This is a genomic window from Amycolatopsis sp. NPDC024027 (assembly GCF_040638975.1).
Taxonomy (GTDB): Bacteria; Actinomycetota; Actinomycetes; order Mycobacteriales; family Pseudonocardiaceae; genus Amycolatopsis.
On sequence record NZ_JBEZYY010000026.1, the window covers coordinates 1 to 20,451 of the forward strand.

Annotated in this window: 18 protein-coding genes; 8 read left to right on the forward strand and 10 right to left on the reverse strand. The window is 72.5% G+C overall.

What is annotated here, in order from left to right; all coding sequences use genetic code 11:
- Nucleotides 1-301: 301 nt before the first annotated feature.
- Entirely contained in the window at nucleotides 302-1,069 is a 768-nt protein-coding gene (gene cobF, locus AB0F52_RS42545) for a precorrin-6A synthase (deacetylating) (protein ID WP_360183546.1), read from the reverse strand.
- Between the two features lie 77 nt (nucleotides 1,070-1,146).
- Between cobF and AB0F52_RS42550 the strand changes: the two genes are divergently transcribed.
- The 3 genes from AB0F52_RS42550 to AB0F52_RS42560 are packed head-to-tail and all read left to right on the forward strand — an operon-like array spanning nucleotide 1,147 to nucleotide 3,786.
- Complete coding sequence (locus tag AB0F52_RS42550) at nucleotides 1,147-1,353, forward strand: heavy-metal-associated domain-containing protein (RefSeq protein WP_360183548.1); 207 nt, start codon at nucleotides 1,147-1,149, stop codon at nucleotides 1,351-1,353.
- A complete protein-coding gene (locus tag AB0F52_RS42555) occupies nucleotides 1,350-3,449 on the forward strand; it encodes a heavy metal translocating P-type ATPase (protein ID WP_360183550.1) in 2,100 nt (699 codons plus the stop codon). Before AB0F52_RS42550 ends, AB0F52_RS42555 begins: the two co-directional genes overlap by 4 nt.
- 55 nt (nucleotides 3,450-3,504) lie before the next feature.
- On the forward strand, nucleotides 3,505-3,786 hold the full coding sequence (locus AB0F52_RS42560; RefSeq protein WP_013228661.1) for a metal-sensitive transcriptional regulator: 282 nt from the start codon (nucleotides 3,505-3,507) through the stop codon (nucleotides 3,784-3,786).
- A gap of 21 nt (nucleotides 3,787-3,807) precedes the next feature.
- Here AB0F52_RS42560 and AB0F52_RS42565 read toward each other — a convergent pair whose 3' ends face one another.
- The 3 genes from AB0F52_RS42565 to AB0F52_RS42575 all read right to left on the reverse strand — a co-directional run bounded on the left by AB0F52_RS42565 (nucleotide 3,808) and on the right by AB0F52_RS42575 (nucleotide 6,483).
- The gene (locus tag AB0F52_RS42565) at nucleotides 3,808-4,515 is read right to left on the reverse strand and encodes a CPBP family intramembrane glutamic endopeptidase (RefSeq protein ID WP_360183552.1); all 708 of its coding nucleotides are present in this window, start codon (nucleotides 4,513-4,515) and stop codon (nucleotides 3,808-3,810) included.
- A 192-nt stretch (nucleotides 4,516-4,707) separates the two neighbouring features.
- Complete coding sequence (locus tag AB0F52_RS42570) at nucleotides 4,708-5,643, reverse strand: M protein (protein WP_360183554.1); 936 nt, start codon at nucleotides 5,641-5,643, stop codon at nucleotides 4,708-4,710.
- Nucleotides 5,644-5,763: 120 nt separating this feature from the next.
- Nucleotides 5,764-6,483 (reverse strand): MgtC/SapB family protein, encoded by a 720-nt coding sequence (locus AB0F52_RS42575; protein WP_360183556.1) that lies wholly within the window; start codon nucleotides 6,481-6,483, stop codon nucleotides 5,764-5,766.
- Between the two features lie 110 nt (nucleotides 6,484-6,593).
- On the opposite strand from AB0F52_RS42575, the gene AB0F52_RS42580 reads away from it, so the two are divergent.
- The gene (locus AB0F52_RS42580; RefSeq protein ID WP_360183558.1) at nucleotides 6,594-7,250 is read left to right on the forward strand and encodes a maleylpyruvate isomerase family mycothiol-dependent enzyme; all 657 of its coding nucleotides are present in this window, start codon (nucleotides 6,594-6,596) and stop codon (nucleotides 7,248-7,250) included.
- Between the two features lie 407 nt (nucleotides 7,251-7,657).
- Here AB0F52_RS42580 and AB0F52_RS42585 read toward each other — a convergent pair whose 3' ends face one another.
- From AB0F52_RS42585 to AB0F52_RS42595, 3 genes are all read right to left on the reverse strand, one after another.
- Nucleotides 7,658-8,986 carry a CopD family protein gene (locus AB0F52_RS42585; RefSeq protein ID WP_360183560.1) on the reverse strand — a complete coding sequence of 443 codons (1,329 nt, stop codon included), beginning with the start codon at nucleotides 8,984-8,986 and terminating at the stop codon, nucleotides 7,658-7,660.
- Nucleotides 8,983-9,555: a hypothetical protein gene (locus AB0F52_RS42590; RefSeq protein ID WP_360183563.1), complete on the reverse strand. Its 573-nt coding sequence runs from the start codon at nucleotides 9,553-9,555 to the stop codon at nucleotides 8,983-8,985. Before AB0F52_RS42590 ends, AB0F52_RS42585 begins: the two co-directional genes overlap by 4 nt.
- Nucleotides 9,556-9,647: 92 nt before the next feature.
- Nucleotides 9,648-10,337 carry a winged helix-turn-helix transcriptional regulator gene (locus tag AB0F52_RS42595; RefSeq protein WP_360183565.1) on the reverse strand — a complete coding sequence of 230 codons (690 nt, stop codon included), beginning with the start codon at nucleotides 10,335-10,337 and terminating at the stop codon, nucleotides 9,648-9,650.
- Nucleotides 10,338-10,573: 236 nt separating this feature from the next.
- Between AB0F52_RS42595 and AB0F52_RS42600 the strand changes: the two genes are divergently transcribed.
- From AB0F52_RS42600 to AB0F52_RS42610, 3 genes are all read left to right on the forward strand, one after another.
- Nucleotides 10,574-12,871 carry a TOMM precursor leader peptide-binding protein gene (locus AB0F52_RS42600; protein ID WP_360183567.1) on the forward strand — a complete coding sequence of 766 codons (2,298 nt, stop codon included), beginning with the start codon at nucleotides 10,574-10,576 and terminating at the stop codon, nucleotides 12,869-12,871.
- Nucleotides 12,872-12,921: 50 nt separating this feature from the next.
- Nucleotides 12,922-14,382, forward strand: coding sequence for a SagB/ThcOx family dehydrogenase (locus AB0F52_RS42605; protein WP_360183569.1), 1,461 nt, complete (start codon nucleotides 12,922-12,924; stop codon nucleotides 14,380-14,382).
- A gap of 63 nt (nucleotides 14,383-14,445) precedes the next feature.
- Nucleotides 14,446-15,762 (forward strand): histidine kinase, encoded by a 1,317-nt coding sequence (locus AB0F52_RS42610; protein WP_360183571.1) that lies wholly within the window; start codon nucleotides 14,446-14,448, stop codon nucleotides 15,760-15,762.
- Here AB0F52_RS42610 and AB0F52_RS42615 read toward each other — a convergent pair.
- Together AB0F52_RS42615 and AB0F52_RS42620 are read right to left on the reverse strand one after the other, a co-directional pair.
- Nucleotides 15,704-16,309, reverse strand: coding sequence for a response regulator transcription factor (locus AB0F52_RS42615; protein WP_103343275.1), 606 nt, complete (start codon nucleotides 16,307-16,309; stop codon nucleotides 15,704-15,706). The two genes, AB0F52_RS42610 and AB0F52_RS42615, sit on opposite strands and share 59 nt — an antisense overlap.
- Nucleotides 16,310-16,506: 197 nt before the next feature.
- Nucleotides 16,507-17,253 carry an AraC family transcriptional regulator gene (locus AB0F52_RS42620; protein ID WP_360183573.1) on the reverse strand — a complete coding sequence of 249 codons (747 nt, stop codon included), beginning with the start codon at nucleotides 17,251-17,253 and terminating at the stop codon, nucleotides 16,507-16,509.
- Between the two features lie 460 nt (nucleotides 17,254-17,713).
- Here AB0F52_RS42620 and AB0F52_RS42625 point away from each other — a divergent pair, with 460 nt between their 5' ends.
- Entirely contained in the window at nucleotides 17,714-17,893 is a 180-nt protein-coding gene (locus tag AB0F52_RS42625; protein ID WP_360183575.1) for a hypothetical protein, read from the forward strand.
- Between the two features lie 163 nt (nucleotides 17,894-18,056).
- Here the strand turns inward: AB0F52_RS42625 and AB0F52_RS42630 are convergent, their stop codons facing one another.
- Nucleotides 18,057-20,399, reverse strand: coding sequence for a histidine kinase (locus tag AB0F52_RS42630; RefSeq protein WP_360183577.1), 2,343 nt, complete (start codon nucleotides 20,397-20,399; stop codon nucleotides 18,057-18,059).
- Nucleotides 20,400-20,451 lie beyond the last annotated feature (52 nt).

The window sequence follows — 20,451 nt, forward strand, 5'->3', positions numbered from 1 at the left end:
CCCGGAAGCTAAGCCTGACAGCGCCGATGGTACTGCAACCGAAGGGTTGTGGGAGAGTAGGACACCGCCGAACTTAACGTGAAGGAAGGGCCTGGGCCCGGTAGAGACAACGTCTCCCGGCCCAGGCCCTTCTTCTATTCCCCGAGTCCCGGCCCGGCCGGCGCCGTGATGCCCCTCTAATCACGCGAGATGCCCCTCCAATCACGCATGAAGCCTCTCCAGTCACGCGAGAGGGGATCTCGTGTGGATTGAAGGGGCATCTCGCGTGATTGCGGGGGCATCACTCGTGATTGGAGGGGCATCACGGGTTGGGGGCCGGGCGGCGAAGCAGGTACGTGTCCATGATCCAGCCGTGGCGTTCGCGGGCCTCGGCGCGGGTCGAGCGGATGCGGTCCGCGAGCGCGGGGGTGAGCGGGCCCGAGATCAGGATCTCGTCGGGCGTGCCCACGTACGCGCCCCAGAAGATCTCGAGCCCCACGGAAGTGAAGCGGTCGAACGTCGTGTGGGCGTCGAGGAGGACGAAGACGTCGTCGACTCCGTCCGGCCAGCCCGACGCGAGGCGGCGGCCCGTGGTCAGCTGGACCGCGCGGCCGATCTGGTTCATCGTCGTCCGGTGGCGGGCCACCAGTGCCGAGATGCTGCTGATCCCCGGCACCACCTCGTACTCGAACTCGACGTTCCCCCGCGCCAGCACCGCTTCGATCAACGCGATCGTGCTGTCGTACAGCGACGGGTCACCCCACACCAGGAAGGCGCCCACCTCGTCCGGGGCCAGCGACGACAGGATCATCGACTCGTACACCGCCGCCCGGGCCGCGTGCCAGTCGGCCACCGCTGCCCGGTAGTCCGCCGGGGTGCGGTCGCGGGGCGGGTCTTCCGCCAGGACCACCCGGTACTCCCGCGTGACGAACCGGTCGAGGATCTCCTGCCGCAGCCGCACCAGGTCGGCCTTGTCCGAACCCTTGTCGAGGACGAAGAAGACGTCGACGCGGTTGAGGCGGTCGATCGCCTGCACCGTGAGGTGCTCCGGGTCGCCGGCGCCGATCCCGATCGCGTAGAGCTTCCGCATGCCGCGAGTCTGACGGCCCCGATGGAGAACCCCTACCCCCGATGGGTATAAAGGAGGGGGAACGGAAGGAGCGGGAGATGGCCGAAGCGACCTACACCGTCGAGGGCATGACCTGCGGGCACTGCGCCACTTCGGTCCGCGAGGAGGTCTCCGAGCTCGCGGGCGTCCGCCAGGTGGACGTCGACGTCGAGAGCGGACGCGTGACCGTGACCAGCGACACCCCGCTGACCACCGATGCGGTCGCCGCCGCCGTCACCGAGGCCGGCTACCGCGTGATCCCGTGAACCCGGCCGAGGTGACCACCGCGGCCCGCGTCGAGCTCGCCATCGGCGGGATGACGTGCGCGTCCTGCGCCGCCCGCGTCGAGCGCAAGCTCAACAAGGTCGACGGCGTCACCGCGACGGTCAACTACGCCACCGAAAAAGCGCAGGTCAGCTACCCCTCCCGGCTGTCGGTCGACGAGCTCAAGGCTGTCGTCGAGGCCGCCGGCTACTCCGCGCGCCTTCCCGAGCCGGAGGTGCCGGAGACGCCGGAGGAGACGCCGCGCACGCGGTTGCTCGTCTCCGCGGGCCTCACCGTCCCGCTGATCGCGCTCGCGATGCTCCCGGCCTGGCAGTTCGCGGCTTGGCCCTGGGTCTCGCTGGCCCTCGCCGCCCCGGTCGTGACCTGGGGCGCGTGGCCGTTCCACCGCGCCGCCGCGGTCAACCTGCGCCACGCCACCGCCACCATGGACACGCTGATCTCGCTCGGCGTCGTCGCCTCCGTGGCCTGGTCGCTGTACGCGCTCGTCTTCGGCGCCGGTCACCACCACCTGTACTTCGAGGTCGCCGCCGCGATCACCACGTTCATCCTGGCCGGCCGCTACTTCGAGACGCGGTCGAAGCGCCGCGCCGGCGCCGCCCTCCGCGCGCTGATGGACCTCGGCGCGAAGGACGTCACCGTCCTGCGCGACGGCCAAGAGCACCTCGTCCCGACCAAGGACCTGCAGGTCGGCGACGTCTTCGTCGCCCGGCCCGGCGAGAAGATCGCCACCGACGGCGTCATCGCCGAAGGTGGCTCCGCCGTCGACACCAGCATGCTCACCGGGGAGGCCGTGCCGGTCGAGGCCGGGCCGGGCGACGCGGTCACCGGCGCGACCGTCAACGTCGGCGGGCGGCTGCTCGTGCGGGCCACCCGTGTCGGCGCGGACACCCGGCTGGCGCAGATGGCGCGGCTCGTCGAGGCCGCGCAGAACGGCAAGGCCGACGTCCAGCGCCTGGCCGACCGGGTCTCCGCCGTCTTCGTCCCGGCGGTCGTCTTCGCCGCGCTGGCCACGCTCGTCGGCTGGCTGGCGACGGGTGGGGCGCCGGATGCCGCGTTCACCGCGGCCGTCGCCGTGCTGATCATCGCCTGCCCGTGCGCGCTCGGGCTCGCGACGCCGACGGCGTTGCTGGTCGGCACCGGCCGCGGCGCGCAGCTGGGCATCCTCATCAAGGGGCCCGAGGTGCTCGAGTCCACCCGGCGCGTCGACACCGTGGTGCTCGACAAGACCGGCACGGTCACCACCGGCCGGATGGCGCTCGTCGAGGGCGACGGCGAGGTGCTCCGGCTCGCGGGCGCCGTGGAGGCCGCTTCCGAGCACCCGATCGCCCGCGCGATCGCGGCCGCGGCCCGGGAGCGGTTCGGCGGGCTGCCCGCCGTCACGGAGTTCCGCAGCACCGCGGGCCTCGGCGTGACCGGCGTGGTGGAGGGGCACGAGGTCGCCGTCGGGCGCGCGGTGTTCGCCGGCGGCGAACCCGCCGAAACCGAAGGTGCGACCACGGTCCACGTGACCTGGGACGGCGAAGTCCGCGGACGCCTCGTGGTCGCCGACACGATCAAGCCGACGTCCGCCCAGGCGGTCGCCGAGCTGCGGGAACTCGGCCTGACGCCGGTGCTGGTGACCGGGGACAACGCCGGCGCGGCGCGGGCGGTCGCGGCTCAGGCGGGGATCGGCGAGGTCGTCGCCGAGGTGCTGCCCGAGGAGAAGGTCGCCGTCGTCAAGCGGCTGCAGGCCCAGGGGCGCGTGGTGGCGATGGTCGGCGACGGCGTCAACGACGCGGCCGCGCTCGCCCAGGCCGACCTGGGCCTGGCGATGGGCACCGGCACCGACGCGGCGATCGAGGCGAGCGACCTGACGCTGGTGCGGGGCGACCTGCGCGTGGCGGCCGACGCGATCCGGCTGGCCCGGCGCACGTTGGCGACGATCAAGGGGAACCTGTTCTGGGCCTTCGCCTACAACGTGGCGGCGGTGCCGCTCGCGGCGCTCGGCCTGCTCGACCCGATGATCGCGGGCGCGGCGATGGCGTGCTCGTCGGCGTTCGTGGTCAGCAACAGCCTGCGGCTGCGCCGCTTCCGCTGACACCCCGGGAGGGTATAGTCGGGGGAAAGGGTGCGGACGACGGGGACAGGTGGCGATGACGGGTTACGGCGGCGAGCGGGAAGCCTATCTGAAGCGCCTGCGCCGGATCGAGGGCCAGATCCGCGGGTTGCAGCGCATGGTCGAGCAGGACAAGTACTGCATCGACATCCTGACCCAGGTCTCGGCGGCGACGAAGGCCCTGCAGTCGTTCTCGCTGGAACTGCTGGACGAGCACCTCGCGACGTGCGTCGTCCAGGCCGCCGCGGCGGGCGGCGAGGAAGCCGACTTGAAGGTGCGGGAAGCGTCGGACGCGATCGCGCGGCTGGTGCGTTCCTGACTTCCGGGGACTGCGAACGGGTCAGCGGACCAGCACGGCCAGGGTGAGGCCGCCGGCGTTCGTCGTGAAGTGCACGATCACCGACGCGAGCACGCCCCGGCCGAGGTGGCGCCACCAGTGCAGGAAGATCCCGGCGACGCCCGCCGCGGCCATCGCCAGTACCTCCAGCACCACCACCGGCGTCGAGCCGAACACGGCGTGCACGGCGGCGTTGCGGCCGATGGCGAGCGCCGGCAGCGCGTGCCACAGCCCGAACAGCGCGGCCGAGCACAGGATCGGCGGCCAGCGCCACCGCTCGTCCGTCGCGCCGAACAGGCCGGGCAGCACGCCGCGGAAGGCGACCTCTTCGATGAGGACCGTCCCGAACAGGATCCGGCCGCAGGTCAGCCACAGCAGTTGCCCGAGGTCCGGGTCGCCGACGCGGCCGTCCTGGTAGACCGTGCGCAGCGACGGCACGGCCAGCGCGATCCCGAACACGACCGCCACCGAGGCCGCTCCGGCCACGCCGACCAGCGCGGGACGCCGGAGCCTGCCCAGCCCGAGGTCGGTCCACGAGCACCCGGCGGCCCGGCCCAGCGCGACCAGCACGAACGCGGCCACCAGCCCGCACACCGGGTACGCCCAGCCGGGCAGCACGCGGTTGGCCAGGGTGGTCGACGCGGCGAGGATCACGACCGCGGCGACCAGCGCGAACACCCGCCGCGGCGGGAAGGGCACGGCTTCGCTCAAGGGCCCGCTCCGGTGCGCCCGGCCCGGTCACCGCGTGGCCGGCCGGACGTCTCCCCTGCAGTGAATGACTCATTCCTGTCTTCGGAGGACAGGAATGAGTCATTCATGACCGGTCCGGGTGCCTCGTCCGGGGACCGGAAGAAGTCGTTCATGATGCCGTGACCTGCTGTGATGCCGTGGCGCGGGCCGACGTCAACCGACCGCGTCGGTCAGGTCTTCCGCGGGTGACCGTCGCTGGATCGGCACTCTTTTCGACATCGGCAGGGTGGCTTCGGGGTCGAACGAGCCCGGCCGGTCGTCGAGGGCGACCGCCGCTTCGGTCAGAAGGCTGCGGCAGCCGGTCAGGCTCGCCTTCAGCTTGTCGCGGACCTCGGCCAGCGCCGTCACCTCGCCTTGCGCCGCCGCGACCAGCGTTTCTCCTCGCCGGGTGGCGTCGGAGACCAGCTGCCCGGCCTTCTCCCGCGCCGAGGCCAGCTCGCTTTCTGCGGTCGTGACCAGGGCTTCGCCGCGCTGCTTCGCTTCGGTCACCAGCCGGTCGGCCTTCGCCCGGGCGGCCGCTTCCTGCTCGGCCAGCTCGCGCATCGCGCCGGCCCGGCGGACCGTCATGGCGCGGGTGTGGTCCTCTTCCAGCTGGGCCCGGCGGTGCGCCGCCGCCTCGTCGAGCTCACGGCGGCGCTGCTCGGCCGCCCGCATGAATTCCTCGTGCTCGGCGCGCTGCCGCTCGCGCTCGGCTTCCGCCTCGGCGACCAGCCGGCGTTCCTTCTCGGTGAGCCGGACGGCCTCCGCCTCGGCTTCGCGCCGGATCCGCTTCGCCGTTTCCGTTGCGTGCGCGGTGATTTCCGCCGCTTCCTCGCGGGTCAGCTCGATCATCCGGCGCGAGCGCTCCTGCAGGGCGTCCGCGGGGATCGGGGTCATGCTGATCCGGTCGATCTTCACGTGCAGCTCACGGTTCTCCTCCGCGAGGGCCGCTACGCGCCGCCGCGCGGCGTCGCCTTCGGCGGTGAGTCTGCGGATCTCGGCCTCGGCCCAAGCGACGTATTCCGCGACCTGCGCGCGATGAAAACCGCGCCACGCCAGGTCGAATTCAGGCAACGCGAGCGCCACGTCCTCGCCACCGCCGGGGGCCATGCCTCACCTCCGAATTGGATGGTTTCTCCTCGGTCGCGCGTTTTCCTTGCGACACCGGGGCTTTCCGTGTGCTTCCCAGTGTGCCGCAAACCCGCCTCCGCGCGCTGCCCGGGCGGGCGATCATTCGTCGAGCGGTTCCCCGAGACCGGTGGACGTGCTCCGGACCCCGGTCAGCTCGGCCAGCTCAGCGGCGAGGTCGTAGAGGTCGCCGCGGCCGTCCAGGCGCAGCGTCACGACCGCGATCCGTTGCCCCTCCTCGGAAAGGGACTCGTGATCGACCTCGACGTGGTGCACCGCCCACCCGCGCCCGGTGCACACGGCCAGCGCCGCGCGCAGCACGCCGTGGCCGTCGAGGTAGCTCAGCCGGACCACCGGTGGTTCCCGGCGGTGCCGCGCGACGAACCGCTGCAGCGGCGGGAAGCCGCGCGTCACGACGAAGTGCCCGATCGTCGCGCCGGCGGCGAGCACCGGCAGCCCGGCACCGCACGCGGTGCCGACCGCGGCGGTCACCCAGATCGTCGCCGCCGTGGTCAGCCCGCGCACCGCGTCGCGGCGGACGAAGATGAGGCCGCCGCCGATGAAGCCGATGCCGGAGACGATCTGCGCGGCGATCCGCGACGGGTCGAGCGAGACGTGGTCGAAGCCGAGCAGGTCGGCGAAGCCGTACTTCGAGACCAGCATGAACACGGCCGAGCCGACGCCGACCAGGCTGTGCGTCCGCAGGCCGGCGGCCTTCATGCCGGCCTCGCGTTCGAGGCCGATGGCGACGCTCAGCAGGAGCGCGAGCAGGACCGGCGGCAGCAGGCTCCACTGCGCCGGCGTGGACCACAGGGTGGGCAAGACCACGACCTCCCGGGATCTTCCGGTGGCGGCAGGCGGGGAGAACCGCCGGGGCCGTCACCTGGGCATACTGGGGTGGACGCACTGATCGTGCCAGGTGAGGGGGACCCGTGACAGTTCCGGACTTCGTGGGCTACCGGGCCGTGCGGCAGGGCGTCCGCACCCTGCTTGCGCGACGGCCTGAGGAGCACCTCGCCCCGGTCCCGGCGTGTCCGGAGTGGACGGTCACCGACCTGCTCGGCCACCTCATCGCCATCGCCGGCCGGGTGCTGGAGCGCCACGGCGGCAGCCCGGCGGAGCTGTCCGGCGCCGCGGGGGTGCCGGAGCTGCTCGACCACTGGGACGCCATCGGCGAGCAGCTCGACCGGCGGCTCGAAGAGGCGGGCGGCCGCGAGGGCGACGTCATGGTGATGGACGCCTACACCCACGAGCTGGACTTGTGCGCGGCGCTCGGCGTCGCCCCGCCGGCGGAGCACGCGGCCTGGGCGCGGAGCATCGAGGTGCTGGTCAGCGGGCTGTCGGGCTCGATCGAGAGACGCGGATTGCCGCCATTGCGCCTGCGCACGACGGACGGCGCCGAGTGGACGGCGGGCCCGGGCCGGCCATCGGCGTCGGTGACGGCGCCGCGCCACGAGCTGTACCGCGCCCTCGCCGGCCGCCGATCGCCGGCCCAGCTCACGACGCTGGAGTGGAGCGAGGGGCCGGAGCGGTGGCTGCCCGCGTTCACGTGGGGACCGTTCAGCCCGCCGGAGCTCCCTGGCGTGTGACGGGGACGGTTCGGTGGGCGGCTCGGCCGCGCCGGCTCGGCGTGATGCTGGGCCCCCAGGGTTGGCCGACTCCAGCCGCCGGTGGGGTCGCTGGCGTGGGCGGATCGCCGCCGATCGGTCGGGCCCGCCCCGCGCTTGGGCCGCGCGAGGCTGGGCCCCTGGTGGGCTGCTCCAGCGGCCGGTGGCGGCTCGGCGTAGGCGCGATCACGGCCGCCCCGGCCCCCTCCCCGCGCTGGCCGGCGCGAAGCTGAGCCCCGGGTGGGCTGGCTGGCTCCAGGGGGCAGGTGGCGGCTTTGTGTGGGCGAGATAGCTGCCGCCCGGCCCTCCCCGCGCTGGCCGGCGCGAGGCTGAGCAAGGTCTCACCCAGGGACCAGCCCCCGACCAGCCCAGCCACGCGCCCGGACCCCTCAGCCGCTGGGCGGGGTCACCGTAAGGAACGCCGCCAAGGCCAGGACCACCGCGCCGAGCAGCACCTCCGCCGCCACCGTCTGGCGTAGGCGGCGCAACTGCGTCGTTGCCGTCTTCGTGGTTCCTTCGTCCCGCTTCGTCATTCCGTCGCGCACCGCGCGGCGGGAGCGGCTCGCCACCGCCAGCAGCACCGCGAGGCCGGCGATCTTCAGCAGCACCAGCAGGCCGAACCTGGTCGTCCAGAGCGTCGTCAGCGACGGCATGATGCGCAACGCCAGCACGACGCCGCTGAGGGCGATCGCCGTCACCGCTCCGGCCGCCAGGCGGGAAAAGCGGGCCGCCGCCGGGGCCGGGTCCTCGTCCGGGGCCGGGCGGTGCAGGCACAGGGCCAGCTGGGTCAGGCCGCCCACCCAGATGGCGACCGCGCCGAAGTGCACCAGGTCCGCGGACACCGAGATGAACATGATCGGGTCGGCGACCGGGTGGCCGGTGGCCGAGAACGTCAGCAGCACGAGGAAGCCGGTCACCATGGCCAGGTTTTCGCAGCGGGCGCGCAGCCGTTCCGGCAGCTCCGGCCGCAGCAGCCTCGGCAACAGCAGCGCCAGCACCGCCACCGCGGCCAGCCGGAGCAGCAGCAGCTTCCCGTAGGCGACGCGCAGCGTGTCCGCCAGCAATCCCGTGTCGAACACCGCTTCGAGGTTCCGCCCCGTCGCGTACGGCCCTTGCAGCACGAACGCCGCCACGGCGGTCGCCGCGACCAGGCCGGCGCCCCAGTTCAGCAGGCGGCGGGCGCGGGGGTCGGTGCGGGCGGCCGGGCGGCACAGCACCACGAACGCCAGCCCACCCAGCAGCACGACGCCGAGGTAGGCCAGCCAGCGCGCCGCCGTCGACACCACGTCGACCGCCGTGTCGGTGCCCGTCGCCGCCGACACCGCGCCGGCCGACGTCACCAGCGGCCCGGTGCCCACCACGAACGCGAAAGTGCCGCGCACCGGATGCGAGTCGGCCGAGACGAACGCGTATTCGACCAGGTAGCTGCCGTCCGGCACCCCCGGCTTGAGCCGCACCGCGAGCTGCTCGGCGGCTTCGCCGGGCTGGAACACCGGCCCGGCGTCGACCTGCTTGCCGGCGAGGTCGACGACCTTGATCGACCCCGGCTGGATCCCGATGTTCTCCGACAGGGTGACCGACACCAGGGGCGGCGCCGCGCTCAGGCGGGCGCCGTCCCCGGGGGCCGACGAGACGATCTCGACGTGGGCCGAAGCCGGCACGGCGCCGAGCACCAGCCAGCCCAGGAGGAAGGCCAGCAGGGCCAGCGCGCGCTTCACGACGTGGCGAGGGCGGCCTTCGGCAGCCCGCAGACGCAGCCGGTCAGCTCGTGTTCGGCGGCCGAGGCCCGCCGGTGCAGGATCACCGCGACGATCATCGGGATGGTGACGATCGTGTTGTAGAACAGGTGCAGCTCCACCCGTGGCACGAGCAGCTGGATGATGCTGGTGGGCACCTTCTGCCCGGCCAGCCGCCAGCCCGACTGCGCCTGGATGAACAGCAGCAGGTGCTCGATGTGGTGCCAGAACTGGATGGCCAGCGCCAGGTTCCACCACTGCCGTGACCGGCCGGCGAACCCGTGCCGCAGGATCCACAGGAACACCAGCATCACCAGCGCGTAGCCGTAGTGCAGCCATTCCTGCGAGATGAGCCACGGGAACGGCATCCCGAGCACCCCGCGCGCCCGGGCCACCGGCCAGCCGAGCGCGTAGATCTGCACGGCCTGCACGATGTGCTCGGCCCAGTGGGCGATCACCACCGCCATGAACACCGCGAGCGCGCGGTGGTGGTGGCGGCTGTTGAGCCCGGCCAGAAATCCGCCGGGCCGGGTGTTTTCGAAAGTCGTCATGCCGAACCCCAGGGTTGTCGTGATCAGCGTGGCGCCTCGACGATAACGGCGTCGCGCACCGCGGCATTACTCCGAATTGCCCCTTCCGGCGGTCAGAAGAAGGAAATCCCCTCCGCCTGCTCCGGCTTCGGCGGAATCCGGAACAGCTTGGTGAACAGCTCCAGGTGCTCGAACTCCCCTTCGATCCGCAGCCGCCCGGACGCCATCGCCTCGGCCGCCGTCAGCCTGCCGTTGATCAGGTCGATCAGTTCCGGCCCCTGCGGCTGGATCACCAGGTCGGCGGCCGGGTGGTCGCCGGCGCCGACCTTCAGCGCGCCGTCGTCGACCATCGCGTGGATGACCAGTGAGTCGCTGTGGCGCAGCACGTACGTCAAGCTGACGCCCTTCGCGGCTTCCTCCTGGAACGTCGTGTACATCGCCAGGATCGCGGCGTCGGTGGTGAAGACCGCGCCCTCGTCCGGGTACCCGAGCGAGCGCGCGCCCCACAGCGCGAGGTCCAGCAGGATGTGGTCGAGCTCGCTGCCGTACTCGGTCAGCTCGTAGACCAGGCCCGCGTCGAGCTGCGGCAGCACCCGGCGGCGGACCACGCCCGCCCGCTCGAGCTCGTTGAGGCGGGAAGACAGGATGCTGGCCGGGATGCGGGGCAGCCCACGCAGCAGGTCCCGGTACCCTTTCGGGCCGAGGACCAGGTCCCGGATGACGAGCAGCGACCATCGTTCCCCGACGATCTCGAGGGCGCGCGCGAGGCCGCAGAACTGTCCGTAGGTGCGAGTGGTCGTCATACCCGATCCTCACTTGATTCGGTCGAACTTGCCGCCGGGCACTTTGCCCTCGCGAACCAGAGTGACGAACCACCGGTGACGGCGACCAGTGTGCTAAACCCCGTTCGAGCGTGTTTTTTCCACGAATGCCCGTGAACTTCGCATGTCCGGATCGGTGCGCGGAGCACTGGCCGCAGGTCGGCGCGACGGAGAAGAATCCGGGTTCTCCGATCGCGCGCACCGAACGAGGAGTGCAGATGAGCGGATCAGCCGTGCAGCCCGCCCGGAATCGGGCTCGTGCCGGGGAACCGCCGCCGGCGGAGACCCGCGTGCTCGCCTTCAAACGGCACCTGCGCGCCGAGGTGTCCGCCGGCAACGGCGCCTACCTGTTCTCCGAACGGGGTGTCATCGCCATGCGGGGTGCGCGGATCGAATCGCTCGCCCCGCTGCTGGACGGCACCCGCGAGCTCGGCGAGGTGCTCCGCGCCCGGCCGGCCGGGATGACACCGGAGGAAGTGGCGGCGATCGTCGCCCAGCTGGTGGACGAAGGCCTGGTCTCCGTCCGCCCGGTGCCCGGACCCGGCGTCGACGAGCGGGAGCTCGCCTACTGGGACGCGTGCGGCATCGACGCCGCCGGGATCACCTCGCCCGGCGTCCGGCTGGTCGCGGTCGGCGAAGACACCGACCCGGGGCCGGTCGAGCGGGCACTGGCCGACGCCGGCTTGGCGGCCGCGCCCGCCACGGCCGGGGACGCGGACCTGGGCATCGTGCTGTGCACCGACTACCTCGACCCGCGGCTGGCGGAGGTCGACGCCGACCACCGCCGGACCGGGCGGCCGTGGCTGCTGGCCCGGCCGTTCGGCGCGCAGGTGTGGATCGGGCCGGTGCTGCGCCCCGGCGAGCCGGGGTGCTGGCACTGCCTGACCAACCGGCTGTGGGGCCACCGCCACGCCGAGGCGTGCGCGCAGCAGGTGCTCGGCCACGAAGGTCCCGCGCGCCGGCCGACGGCCGCGCTGCCGTCCCTGTCGGCCGCGGCCGCGCACCTGATCGTGCTCGAGGCCAGCAAGTGGCTGGCGGGCTACCGCTACCACGGCCAGCAGTGCGTGTGGGTGCTCGACACCCTGGACATGCAGGGCACGCTGCACGAGCTGCGCCGCCGGCCGCAGTGCCCCGCCTGCGGGGACCCCACGCTGGTCGCGGCGCGCGGGGCCCGGCCGATCCGGCTGGAACCGGCGCGCAAGACGACGGCGACCGGCGGCGGTCACCGCACCTCGACGCCGGGGCAGATCCTCGAGCGGTACGGACACCTGATCAGCCCGATCACCGGCGTCGTCAAGGAGATCCGCCGCGATCCGGCGGCCCCGCCGTACGTCAACGCCTACCGCTCCGGCCAGAGCGTCGCCCGCGGCATCACCGGGGTGGCCGGCATGCGGGCCGGGCTGCACGGGGAGAACGGGGGCAAGGGAACCACCCCGCTCGAGGCCGAGGTCAGCGCCCTGTGCGAGGCGGTGGAGCGCTTCTCCGGCAACTACCAGGGTGACGAGCTGCGGATCCGGGCCCCGTTCGCGGACCTCGAGGAGGCGGTGCACCCCAACGACTGCATGCTGTTCGCCGACCGCCAGTACCACGAGCGCACCGCCTGGAACGCCGGGCACGGCTCGTTCCAGCACGTCCCCACCCGGTTCGACCCGGACGCGGCGATCGACTGGACCCCCGTCTGGTCGCTCTCCGGCGGCCGCCGGCTCCTGCCCACGGCGTACCTGTACTACGGGGTCCCCGCCGAATCCGGTGGCCGCGGCCTGGCCACGGACTCCAACGGGGCCGCGGCGGGCAGCAGCCTCGAAGACGCCGTCCTGCAGGGCACGCTCGAGCTCGTCGAACGGGACGCCGTCGCGCTGTGGTGGTACAACCGCACGCCGGTGCACGGCGTCGACCTCGATTCGTTCGAGGACGGCTGGCTGGCCGAGATGGTCGGTCACTACGCCGGCCTCGGCCGGGAGATGTGGGTCCTGGACGTGACGTCGGACCTCGGCGTGCCGGTGTTCGCCGCGGTCTCGCGCGGCACCGGACGGCCGTACGAGCACATCATGTTCGGGTTCGGCGCCCACCTCGACCCGCGGATCGCCGTGCGTCGCGCGGTGGCGGAGCTGAACCAGATGCTGCCGGACCTGCTGCGGCAGGGACACGGCATCGGTGACCCGGACGCGGCGCGGTGGCTGGAGTACGCGACCGTCGCCAACCAGCCGTACCTGATGCCGGTCGCGGGCGGGCGGACGCGGACCCCGGCCGACTTCCCCTACGTCCACCGGCCGGACGTGCGCGACGACGTCTTCGCGCTGGCCGGGGCGCTGAGCGAGGCAGGCAGCGAACTGCTCGTCCTCGACCAGACCCGTCCCGACGTCGGCCTGCCGGTGGTCAAGGTGCTGGCCCCCGGCCTCCGGCCGTTCTGGGCCCGGTACGCGCCCGGCAGGCTGTTCGACGTCCCGGTGCGGCTCGGCCGGGTGGCGGAGCCGGTGCCCTACGAGCGGCTCAACCCGTTCCCGATGTTCCTCTGACAGCTGCCGGGTCGGGGCGGGCAGTTCCGTCGTTCACCTAGGAGTTCGCCTTGGTTGCCGAGAACTCGCACAAACAGGCCGAAACGGTGTGGCTGTGGTCGTTCACGGAGGACACACTCCTCGAAACGGACGACGAGGGGACGCTGGTCGCCATCACGTGGTGGGGCGAGTACGAGTTCCGCGGCACGGCCACCGGCGTGCAGGAGTCCCTCGCGCGCCTGGCGCTCGGGCCGGTGTCCATGGCGAACCTGGTGGCCGCGGACGGGGCGGGTGCGGAGGCCTGGCGGCTGTCGCTGCGGCGGGTGCTGACCCGGCTGTCCGGTTCGGTCGTGCACTCCCTCGCGCTCAACGACGGCCGCGGGCCGGTGCTGTCGGCGATCCCGGTCGCCCAGTCCCCGGCCTTCCGCGCCGGGCCGCTGCCCGCCGGGCGACGGGTGCGGCTGTCCCGGTTCGCCGCCCTGCGGGCCGATGGTGGGGTCCTGCTGGCCGAATCGCCCGTGGCGCCGTACAAGGTCGCCCTGCTCCGGCCGCCCGCGGTCCTGCTCGCTTCGTCGCTCGCCGCGCCGACGACCGTCGACGGGCTGGCCGCCGTCACCGGCGTGGCCACGGCGGTGGTCGCCGACGTGGTGGAGTTCCTGGTCGCCGCCGGGCTCGTGCTCCTCGCCGACGCCCAGGGCCACTTCACCGAGTACGGCGGTCCCGGCACGGCGGACTGGTCGCACGACGACCTGATGTTCCACGCCCGCAGCCGGACCTGGCAGATGCCGTCGTCGCCGGGGGACGGCGACCGTCCGCCCGGCGCGGAGCCCCCGATGCTCAAACCGGCCGCCGGCGGCCCCGCCGTCCCGCTCCACCGGCCCGAGCCGGCCGCACTGACCGCCGGGGACTCGACGCTGACGGCGCTGCTGGAGACCGACCACGTCTGTCCCGCCGTCAGCGACCGGGGCCTGTCCGCCCGGCAGATCGGCGAGTTCCTGTTCCGCGCCGCACGGGTGCGCTCGATCGGTGCGACCGGCCTCCCCGGCGGCCGCTCGCACCAAGCGACGCAGCGGCCGTACTTCAGCGTGGCCTGCCTGTACGAGCTCGAAATCTACGTCGGCGTCAACCGCTGCGCCGGCCTCGCGCGCGGCATCTACCACTACAACCCGCTGTGGCACACCCTCACGCTGATCAACGACGACACCGTCGTCCTGGACGGCCTCCTGGACATGGCGATGGTCGCCGCGGGCAGCCACCGCCGCCCGGCGGCCCTGCTGACCATGACCGCGCGGATGTCCCGGATCGCCTGGGCGCTCGGTGGCGCGGCCTACGCGACGACGCTGCTGCACCTCGGCGCGTTGCAGCAGGTGTTCTCCTTGGTCGCCAGGGCCATGGGCCTGGCGGCGCACGCCGTGCCCGCGGACTCGGGTGATCGCGTCGACCGGGCGCTCAAGCTGGCGTGGCCGGCGGAGGTCAGCATCGGCGAATGCGTCCTCGACTTCCCGCCCGGCGGACGCGTGAACTCGGCCTGACAGCCGCGGTCCGGCTGTTACCCTGCCATTTCAGGGCACGGCGCTTTTCTGGGGAGGCGGTGCGTGATCGCTGACGCGGTGGTGCGGGGAGCAAGACTGCGGTCGCTGTATCCGGTGCCGTCGAAGAAAGCGGCGCGGTCCCTTCCGGGCACCAGCGCGGAAGGATTGCCGGAAGGGGGCTTCCCGGCCCGCCTGGTCCACATCGTGCACAGCGCACTCTGCCTCGGTATCGGCGTTCTCGCGCTGCTCGGGCCGTTGCGAGAGGCCCCATCGTGGCTGCCGGCCTTCGCGGCGTGCGGCTACGCCGCGGTGCTGGTCGTGGTGCACGTGGCCGGGTTCTGCTACGGCAGGGACCGGTTCCGCGGACCCGCCCTGGCGGCGCAGGGCCTGCTCGGCCTGCTGCCGGTGCTGCAGCTGGGCGCCGCCTGGAGCCCGCTCGCCTGCTTCTTCGCGGGCAGTGTGCTGCTCGCCGCGAGGCCGGCGGTGTCCGTGCCGGTGCTCGTGCTGGTCACGGCCGGGGCCGCCCTCCTGTCCGCGGGAGCGGGCACACCGGTGGTGTCGGTCGCCGACGGCGTCCACGGCGCGGTGCTCACCGCGGTGGCGGCCGGAGTCGTGTTCGGCCTCGCGTGGTTCAGCCGGCTGGCCGCCCGGTACGAGGTCGGCGGGCGCGAGCTGACCTCGCGGGCGATCGCCGAGGAGCGCCTGCGGTTCTCCCAGGACACCCACGACCTGCTGGGGCTGAGCCTGTCCGCGATCACCCTGAAGATCGAGCTGACCCGCCGGCTCGTCGACACCGAGCCGGACCGGGCCAAGGCCGAGCTCGCCGAGCTCGTGACCCTCTCGCGCAAAGCTCTCGCGGACGTGCGCTCGGTCGCGGCCGGGAGCCGGCGGTTTTCCCTGACGGAGGAACGGCAGGCCGCGGCGGCGGTGCTGGAGACCGCCGGCGTGAGCGTGCGCCTCGGCCACAAGCTGCCGCACCTGCCCGAGCCGGTGGCCACGACGTTCGCGTCGATGCTGCGGGAAAGCGCCACCAACGTCGTGCGGCACAGCCGGGCGACGTGGTGCGAGCTCGCCGTCGGCGTGACCAAGGGCGAGGCCTGGCTGCGCGTCACCAACGACGGTGTCGTGCGGGAGGCGGAGCAGAACGACGACGGGGAGGAGCACGGCGCCGGCTTGCGGAACCTGCAGGACCGGGTCGGTGCCCTCGGTGGCACCCTCACCGCCGGGGCCGGCGCCGACGGGACACACGTGCTGAGCGCGGCCGTGCCGCTTCAGCCGTTCCTGCCGCCCCGGCGCGGCGCGCGGCTGGTCCCGGAGCGGCTCAGAGCCATTCGGCTTCCGTGGCGATGCGGATCGCGTGCACGCGGTTCCGGGCGTTGAGCTTCGTGACCGACGCCGCCAGGTAGTTGCGCACCGTGCCCGGGGACAGGAACAGGTCCGCGGCGATGTCGGCGACGTTGCGCCCGCGCGCGGCGAGCGCGAGGATCTCCAGCTCACGCGGCGTGAGCGGGCAGTCGTCGGCCTCCCAGGCCGACAGCGCCAGCTCGCTGTCGATGACCCGCCGGCCGGCCGCGACCGAACGCACCGCGTTGGCGAGCTTGTCCGACGGCGCGTCCTTGAGCAGGAACCCGTTGACCTTGGCGTCGAGCGCGCGGCGGACCGTGCCCGGCCGGCCGAGGCTGGTCAAGATCAGGGTGTGGCACTCGGGAACGTGCTCGTGCAGCTCGGCCGCCGCGGTCAGGCCGTCCTTGCCCGGCAGGTCGATGTCGATGACGGCGACGTCGGGCCGGGTGGACCGGGCGGCGGGCAGGATTTCGTCACCGGAATCGACTTCCGCGACCACCTCGATGTCGGTCTCCAGGCTCAGGAGGGCAACGAGCGCGCCGCGGACCATGTCCATGTCTTCGGCCAGCAGAACCTTAATCACACTGTGTTCCTCGCATCCCCCAGCCGAGCACATTCCCCGCAGGAATGGTACGCCACCTTCCGGCACTTCCGGAGTAATCACCCGATGGGGACAGCTTCGCCCCCGGACGGCATTTCTGCCGTCCCGGGGGCGAAGCCACTCGGTAATCCTTTTCGCCGCGGATCTTCCCGCGGTCGCTCCGCCGGCGGCGGCCCGGTTCAGACCGCGATCGCCCGGTGCGCCGGGGCGAGCGTCAGTTCGGGCAGGGCCAGCAGGACCGGCGGGTCGAAGCGGTGGCGCGGCCGCAGCCCCACGTCGGCCAGGTGCGCGGTCACTTCGGGCTGCACCGTGACCGGTCCGGACAACCCGGTCAGCGCACGGGGACCGCGCTCGTCGAACACGCCGTAGGCGCAGGCGATGACGTACCAGGAGCCCTCCGGAACGCCGGTCAGCGCGTAGTAGCCGACGCCGCCCGGGAGGACGGCGTACCGGGCCGGCGCGCCTTCGGCGATCCGGGCCGGGAACAGCCCGACGAACACCGGGCCGCGCTGCTGGACGGGCGGGAAGGACACCCGCCCGCGCACGGTGCCCGTGCACTCCGGCGTTTCGCCGCGCTCGGGGAGCCGGTCGGGCCGCCCGCGGCGCCGCCGGAACCCCGTCGGGGAAAGGCCGACGCTGCCGCTGAAGCGGGCGCTGAACGTGCCGACGCTGTTGTAGCCGACCTGGTAGCTGATCTCGGTGACGGAGCTCGCCGTCGTGGCGAGCAGCCGCTTGGCCTCGGCCAGCCGCAGTGCCGAAAGGAAGCGGCCCGGGGACAACCCGGTCGCCCGCAGGAAGATTCTCGTGAAGTGGAACTTGCTGAACATCGCGGCGCGCGCGAGATCGTCGACGGTGAGGTGCTCGCCCAGGTTGCCCTGCATGGTCTCGATGGCGCGTGCCACGGCCTGTCGCACGATGTGGTCCATGGTGGCCGCCCTCCGCTGGCCGGGTGCCTGCCGGGCGGGTTCCCTGCGAACGCGACCGACGATGGCAGATTTGGTATGCGAGAACTGTAGGCGCGGAGCCGTCTACTTCTTAAGTGCTCATCGACACCCGTTGGGAATGGCTTTTGCAAGTGCCGGGTATGCGTTTCGCACATGACCGCCGTCGGAGTGTTGAACCGCCGGTGGGCGGGGTATTCGGCCGGCGGGAGCGGTCCGAGTGGTGTGGGGGTTGCTCACGGGATCGGTGACACACGGCTACCGGCCGAGGCGTACCGCCAGTGAGCAGCCGCTCGTATTGGCCCGTTCGGGGGTATGCAAGAAACTGTTCGGCTTAGCGGGAAAGCACGAGGGTCCGGTGATGCGGGCACTGGCTGTCGGGCCCCCGATGAGCGGAATAATTGTTAGCGAGAAAAGAAGTTCGCCAACGACTGGGGAGCACATAATGAGTTCTCGGATTACCACTGACATCCCTGCCCTTTTCGACGGGCTGGGTATCGACATCCGCGATGTCGACGCCGGCCTCGTCATCGAGCGTTTCGAACTGTGGGGTCGTGAGCCCGCGGGGAACGAGGCGCCGATGCGCGGAACCATCTGCCGGATGGACCTCATGGAAGCCGCCTGATCGGCGGCGGGCGATCATCCGGTACGGCGAATTCGCCGCGCCCGGTAACTCGCCCGATCATGAGACGGCATTTCACTCGGCGGTGCCGGTATTGCGGTCCGCCGCGTGGAATGCCGTGGTGTGTCCGGAAATGCCGGGCTTCCCGGAGCGGAAAATCGCCGGCTCAGGCCGGAAGGACCGCGTGCAGGCGAAATCGGCCGTCGGGCTCCACGCCGGCCGTCAATTCGCCGCCGAGGTCGGCCACCCGGTACGACAGGTTGCCGATGCCGCTGCCCGGCGGCCGGCGGCGCGGTGCGGCACCGTCGCCGGCCGCGGGCGGGGCGGCACCGGGGCCGGCCACGCCGTCGTTGACGATCTCCAGGCTGACCACGCCGTCCACGCGGCGCAGCGCGATGTCACAGCTTTCGACCCGGCTGTGCCGGAGGACGTTCGTCACCCCTTCGCGGAGCACGACCGCCAGCACGGTGCGCACGGCCGAGGACAGGTCCTCGGAGATCAGCGTCTCCATGCGGAGCCGGACGTCGGCCGCGGCGAGCACGGACCGCACCGTGCGGGACTCGTTCTCCAGGGACAGTTCGCGGTGGCCGCTGGCGACCGACCGCACGTCCGACAGCGCCTGCCGGGTGAGGCCGAGGATCTCGGTCAGCTCGGTCGCCGCGCGGCCGCGGTCGATCGCGAGCATGCGGGAGGTCAGCTCGCTCTTCAGCGCGATCGCCGAAAGGCTCATCCCGAGCAGGTCGTGCAGGTCGCGCGCGAACCGCAGCCGTTCCTCGGCGAGGGCCGTCTCGGCCAGCCGGCGGCGGGTGTGGTCCAGTTCGGCCACCAGCCGGACCAGCCACAGCAGACCGAACACGGTCAGCCCGGTCATCACCGTGGCCGCCGTGAAGAACACCAGGGACGCGGCCCCGGTGCCGGCCCGGTATTCGATCCACGCGTACGCCGCGGTGTTCAAGGCGAAGAAGCTCCAGCCGGCCACCGGCGGGAGGACCAGCAGGGCCGTGCCGATCAGCAGGCCGGGGATGCTCACCCAGTCCTGCTTCAGCGGCAGCAGCGGCAGGTAGGTCAGGCAGGCCTGGACCAGCAGCATGCCGTACGTCTGGGCCGAGCGCAGCGAGGTCGCCGGCCGGTTGAAGTAGGAGAACTGCAGGGTCAGCAGGGCCACGATGGAGCCGATCACCAGGGCGAGCCGCCAGGGTTCCGTGGTCAGCCGGAGGGCGTGCAGGGTCGCGCCGACGCCCATCAGCGACATGGTCGCCGGCAGCAGCCAGCGGAACAGCGTCGACTGTGGCCGGTCGGTTTCGCCGGGGCCGGTCACCGGCCCGTCCGGCCGGTCCGGGACCGGGAGCTCGACGCGCAGCACGAACCGGCCGTCGGGGCCGGTCTCGGTGGTCGCCGTGCCCCCGAGCTCGGCCACCTCGTCGGGGAGCTTCGAAAGCCGGCTGTCCGGCTCGAGCCCCGCCCCTTCGGCCGCGACGCCGTCGTTGACGATCTGCAGCGTGACCTTGTCGCCGTGCTGGACGATGTCGATCTCGCAGTGTTCGACGTCGCTGTAGCGGAGGACGTTGGTGACGCCCTCGCGCAGCACCCTGGCCAGCGTGGTCCGCGCTTGGACGGGCAGGTCGCCCCAGTCGAGGCGCACCTGGACGTCGATCTCCGAGGCGGCCAGCAGCGACTCGGCGGTCCGGGACTCCTTCTCCAGCGACAGCTCGCGGTACTCGCGGGAGACCGCCCGGACGTCGGAGAGCGTGCGCTGCGCGGTCGCGGTCATCTCGTCCAGTTCGGCCTTGGCCAGGTTCGGAGACTTCCGCAGCAGGTGGTGCACCAGCTCGCCCTTGAGCGCGATCGCGGACAAGCTGAGCCCGAGCAGGTCGTGCAGGTCGCGGGCGAACACCAGCCGCTGCTCGGCGACCGCCCGCCGGGCGAGCTCGGTGCGGGCCCGGTGCAGCTCGTCGACCATCCGCGCCAGCCGGGCGAGCTGGTAGAAGACCAGGCAGTAGAAGATCGAGGCGAGCGTGCTGTAGAGCGCGGTCAGCGGGTTGTTCTCGTAGATGGAGTAGGTCCAGGCGATGCTGAGGCACACCGTGGCGAACGCGGGCCAGGCGTAGCGGGCCGGCAGGACCAGCAGGACCGCGCCGCCGACGAAGTCCGGCATGTCGGCCCACAGCAGGCCGAAGGTGGGGATCGGCGCGTAGGCCAGCAGCACCATGACGCCGAGGAGGACCCGGCTGGTCGTCGAATCCAGCCTGGCCGACGGCCGGCTGAACCAGAGCAGCTGGATCGCCAGCAGTCCGGCGACACCGGCGATCCCGTAGCCGGCGTGGAGCGGGTCGACGGAAGCCGGCAGGAGGTTGGCGAGCCCCACGACGCCGAACCCGGCGACCACCACGACGATGATGCTGGCGGCCAGGAAGGTCGCGGGCCGCCGCCGGTCCGCCTTGGTGGTGCCACGGGGCTCCGCCGTGGCGGAGAGCGCCGCCGCGGGGTGGTGTCCGGCTCCCGGTGACATCTGCTCTGCGATCCTCCGGCGGTCGGCGAAGCACGGATTCGACCGGCCGGAC

Bases quoted from the DNA above. Each gene is read 5' to 3' on its own strand.
- cobF (WP_360183546.1), bottom strand. From the start codon at position 1,069: ATGCGGAAGCTCTACGCGATCGGGATCGGCGCCGGCGACCCGGAGCAC.
- AB0F52_RS42550 (WP_360183548.1), top strand. From the start codon at position 1,147: ATGGCCGAAGCGACCTACACCGTCGAGGGCATGACCTGCGGGCACTGC.
- AB0F52_RS42560 (WP_013228661.1), top strand. From the start codon at position 3,505: ATGACGGGTTACGGCGGCGAGCGGGAAGCCTATCTGAAGCGCCTGCGC.
- AB0F52_RS42570 (WP_360183554.1), bottom strand. From the start codon at position 5,643: ATGGCCCCCGGCGGTGGCGAGGACGTGGCGCTCGCGTTGCCTGAATTC.
- AB0F52_RS42590 (WP_360183563.1), bottom strand. From the start codon at position 9,555: ATGACGACTTTCGAAAACACCCGGCCCGGCGGATTTCTGGCCGGGCTC.
- AB0F52_RS42595 (WP_360183565.1), bottom strand. From the start codon at position 10,337: ATGACGACCACTCGCACCTACGGACAGTTCTGCGGCCTCGCGCGCGCC.
- AB0F52_RS42600 (WP_360183567.1), top strand. From the start codon at position 10,574: ATGAGCGGATCAGCCGTGCAGCCCGCCCGGAATCGGGCTCGTGCCGGG.
- AB0F52_RS42620 (WP_360183573.1), bottom strand. From the start codon at position 17,253: ATGGACCACATCGTGCGACAGGCCGTGGCACGCGCCATCGAGACCATG.
- AB0F52_RS42625 (WP_360183575.1), top strand. From the start codon at position 17,714: ATGAGTTCTCGGATTACCACTGACATCCCTGCCCTTTTCGACGGGCTG.
- AB0F52_RS42630 (WP_360183577.1), bottom strand. From the start codon at position 20,399: ATGTCACCGGGAGCCGGACACCACCCCGCGGCGGCGCTCTCCGCCACG.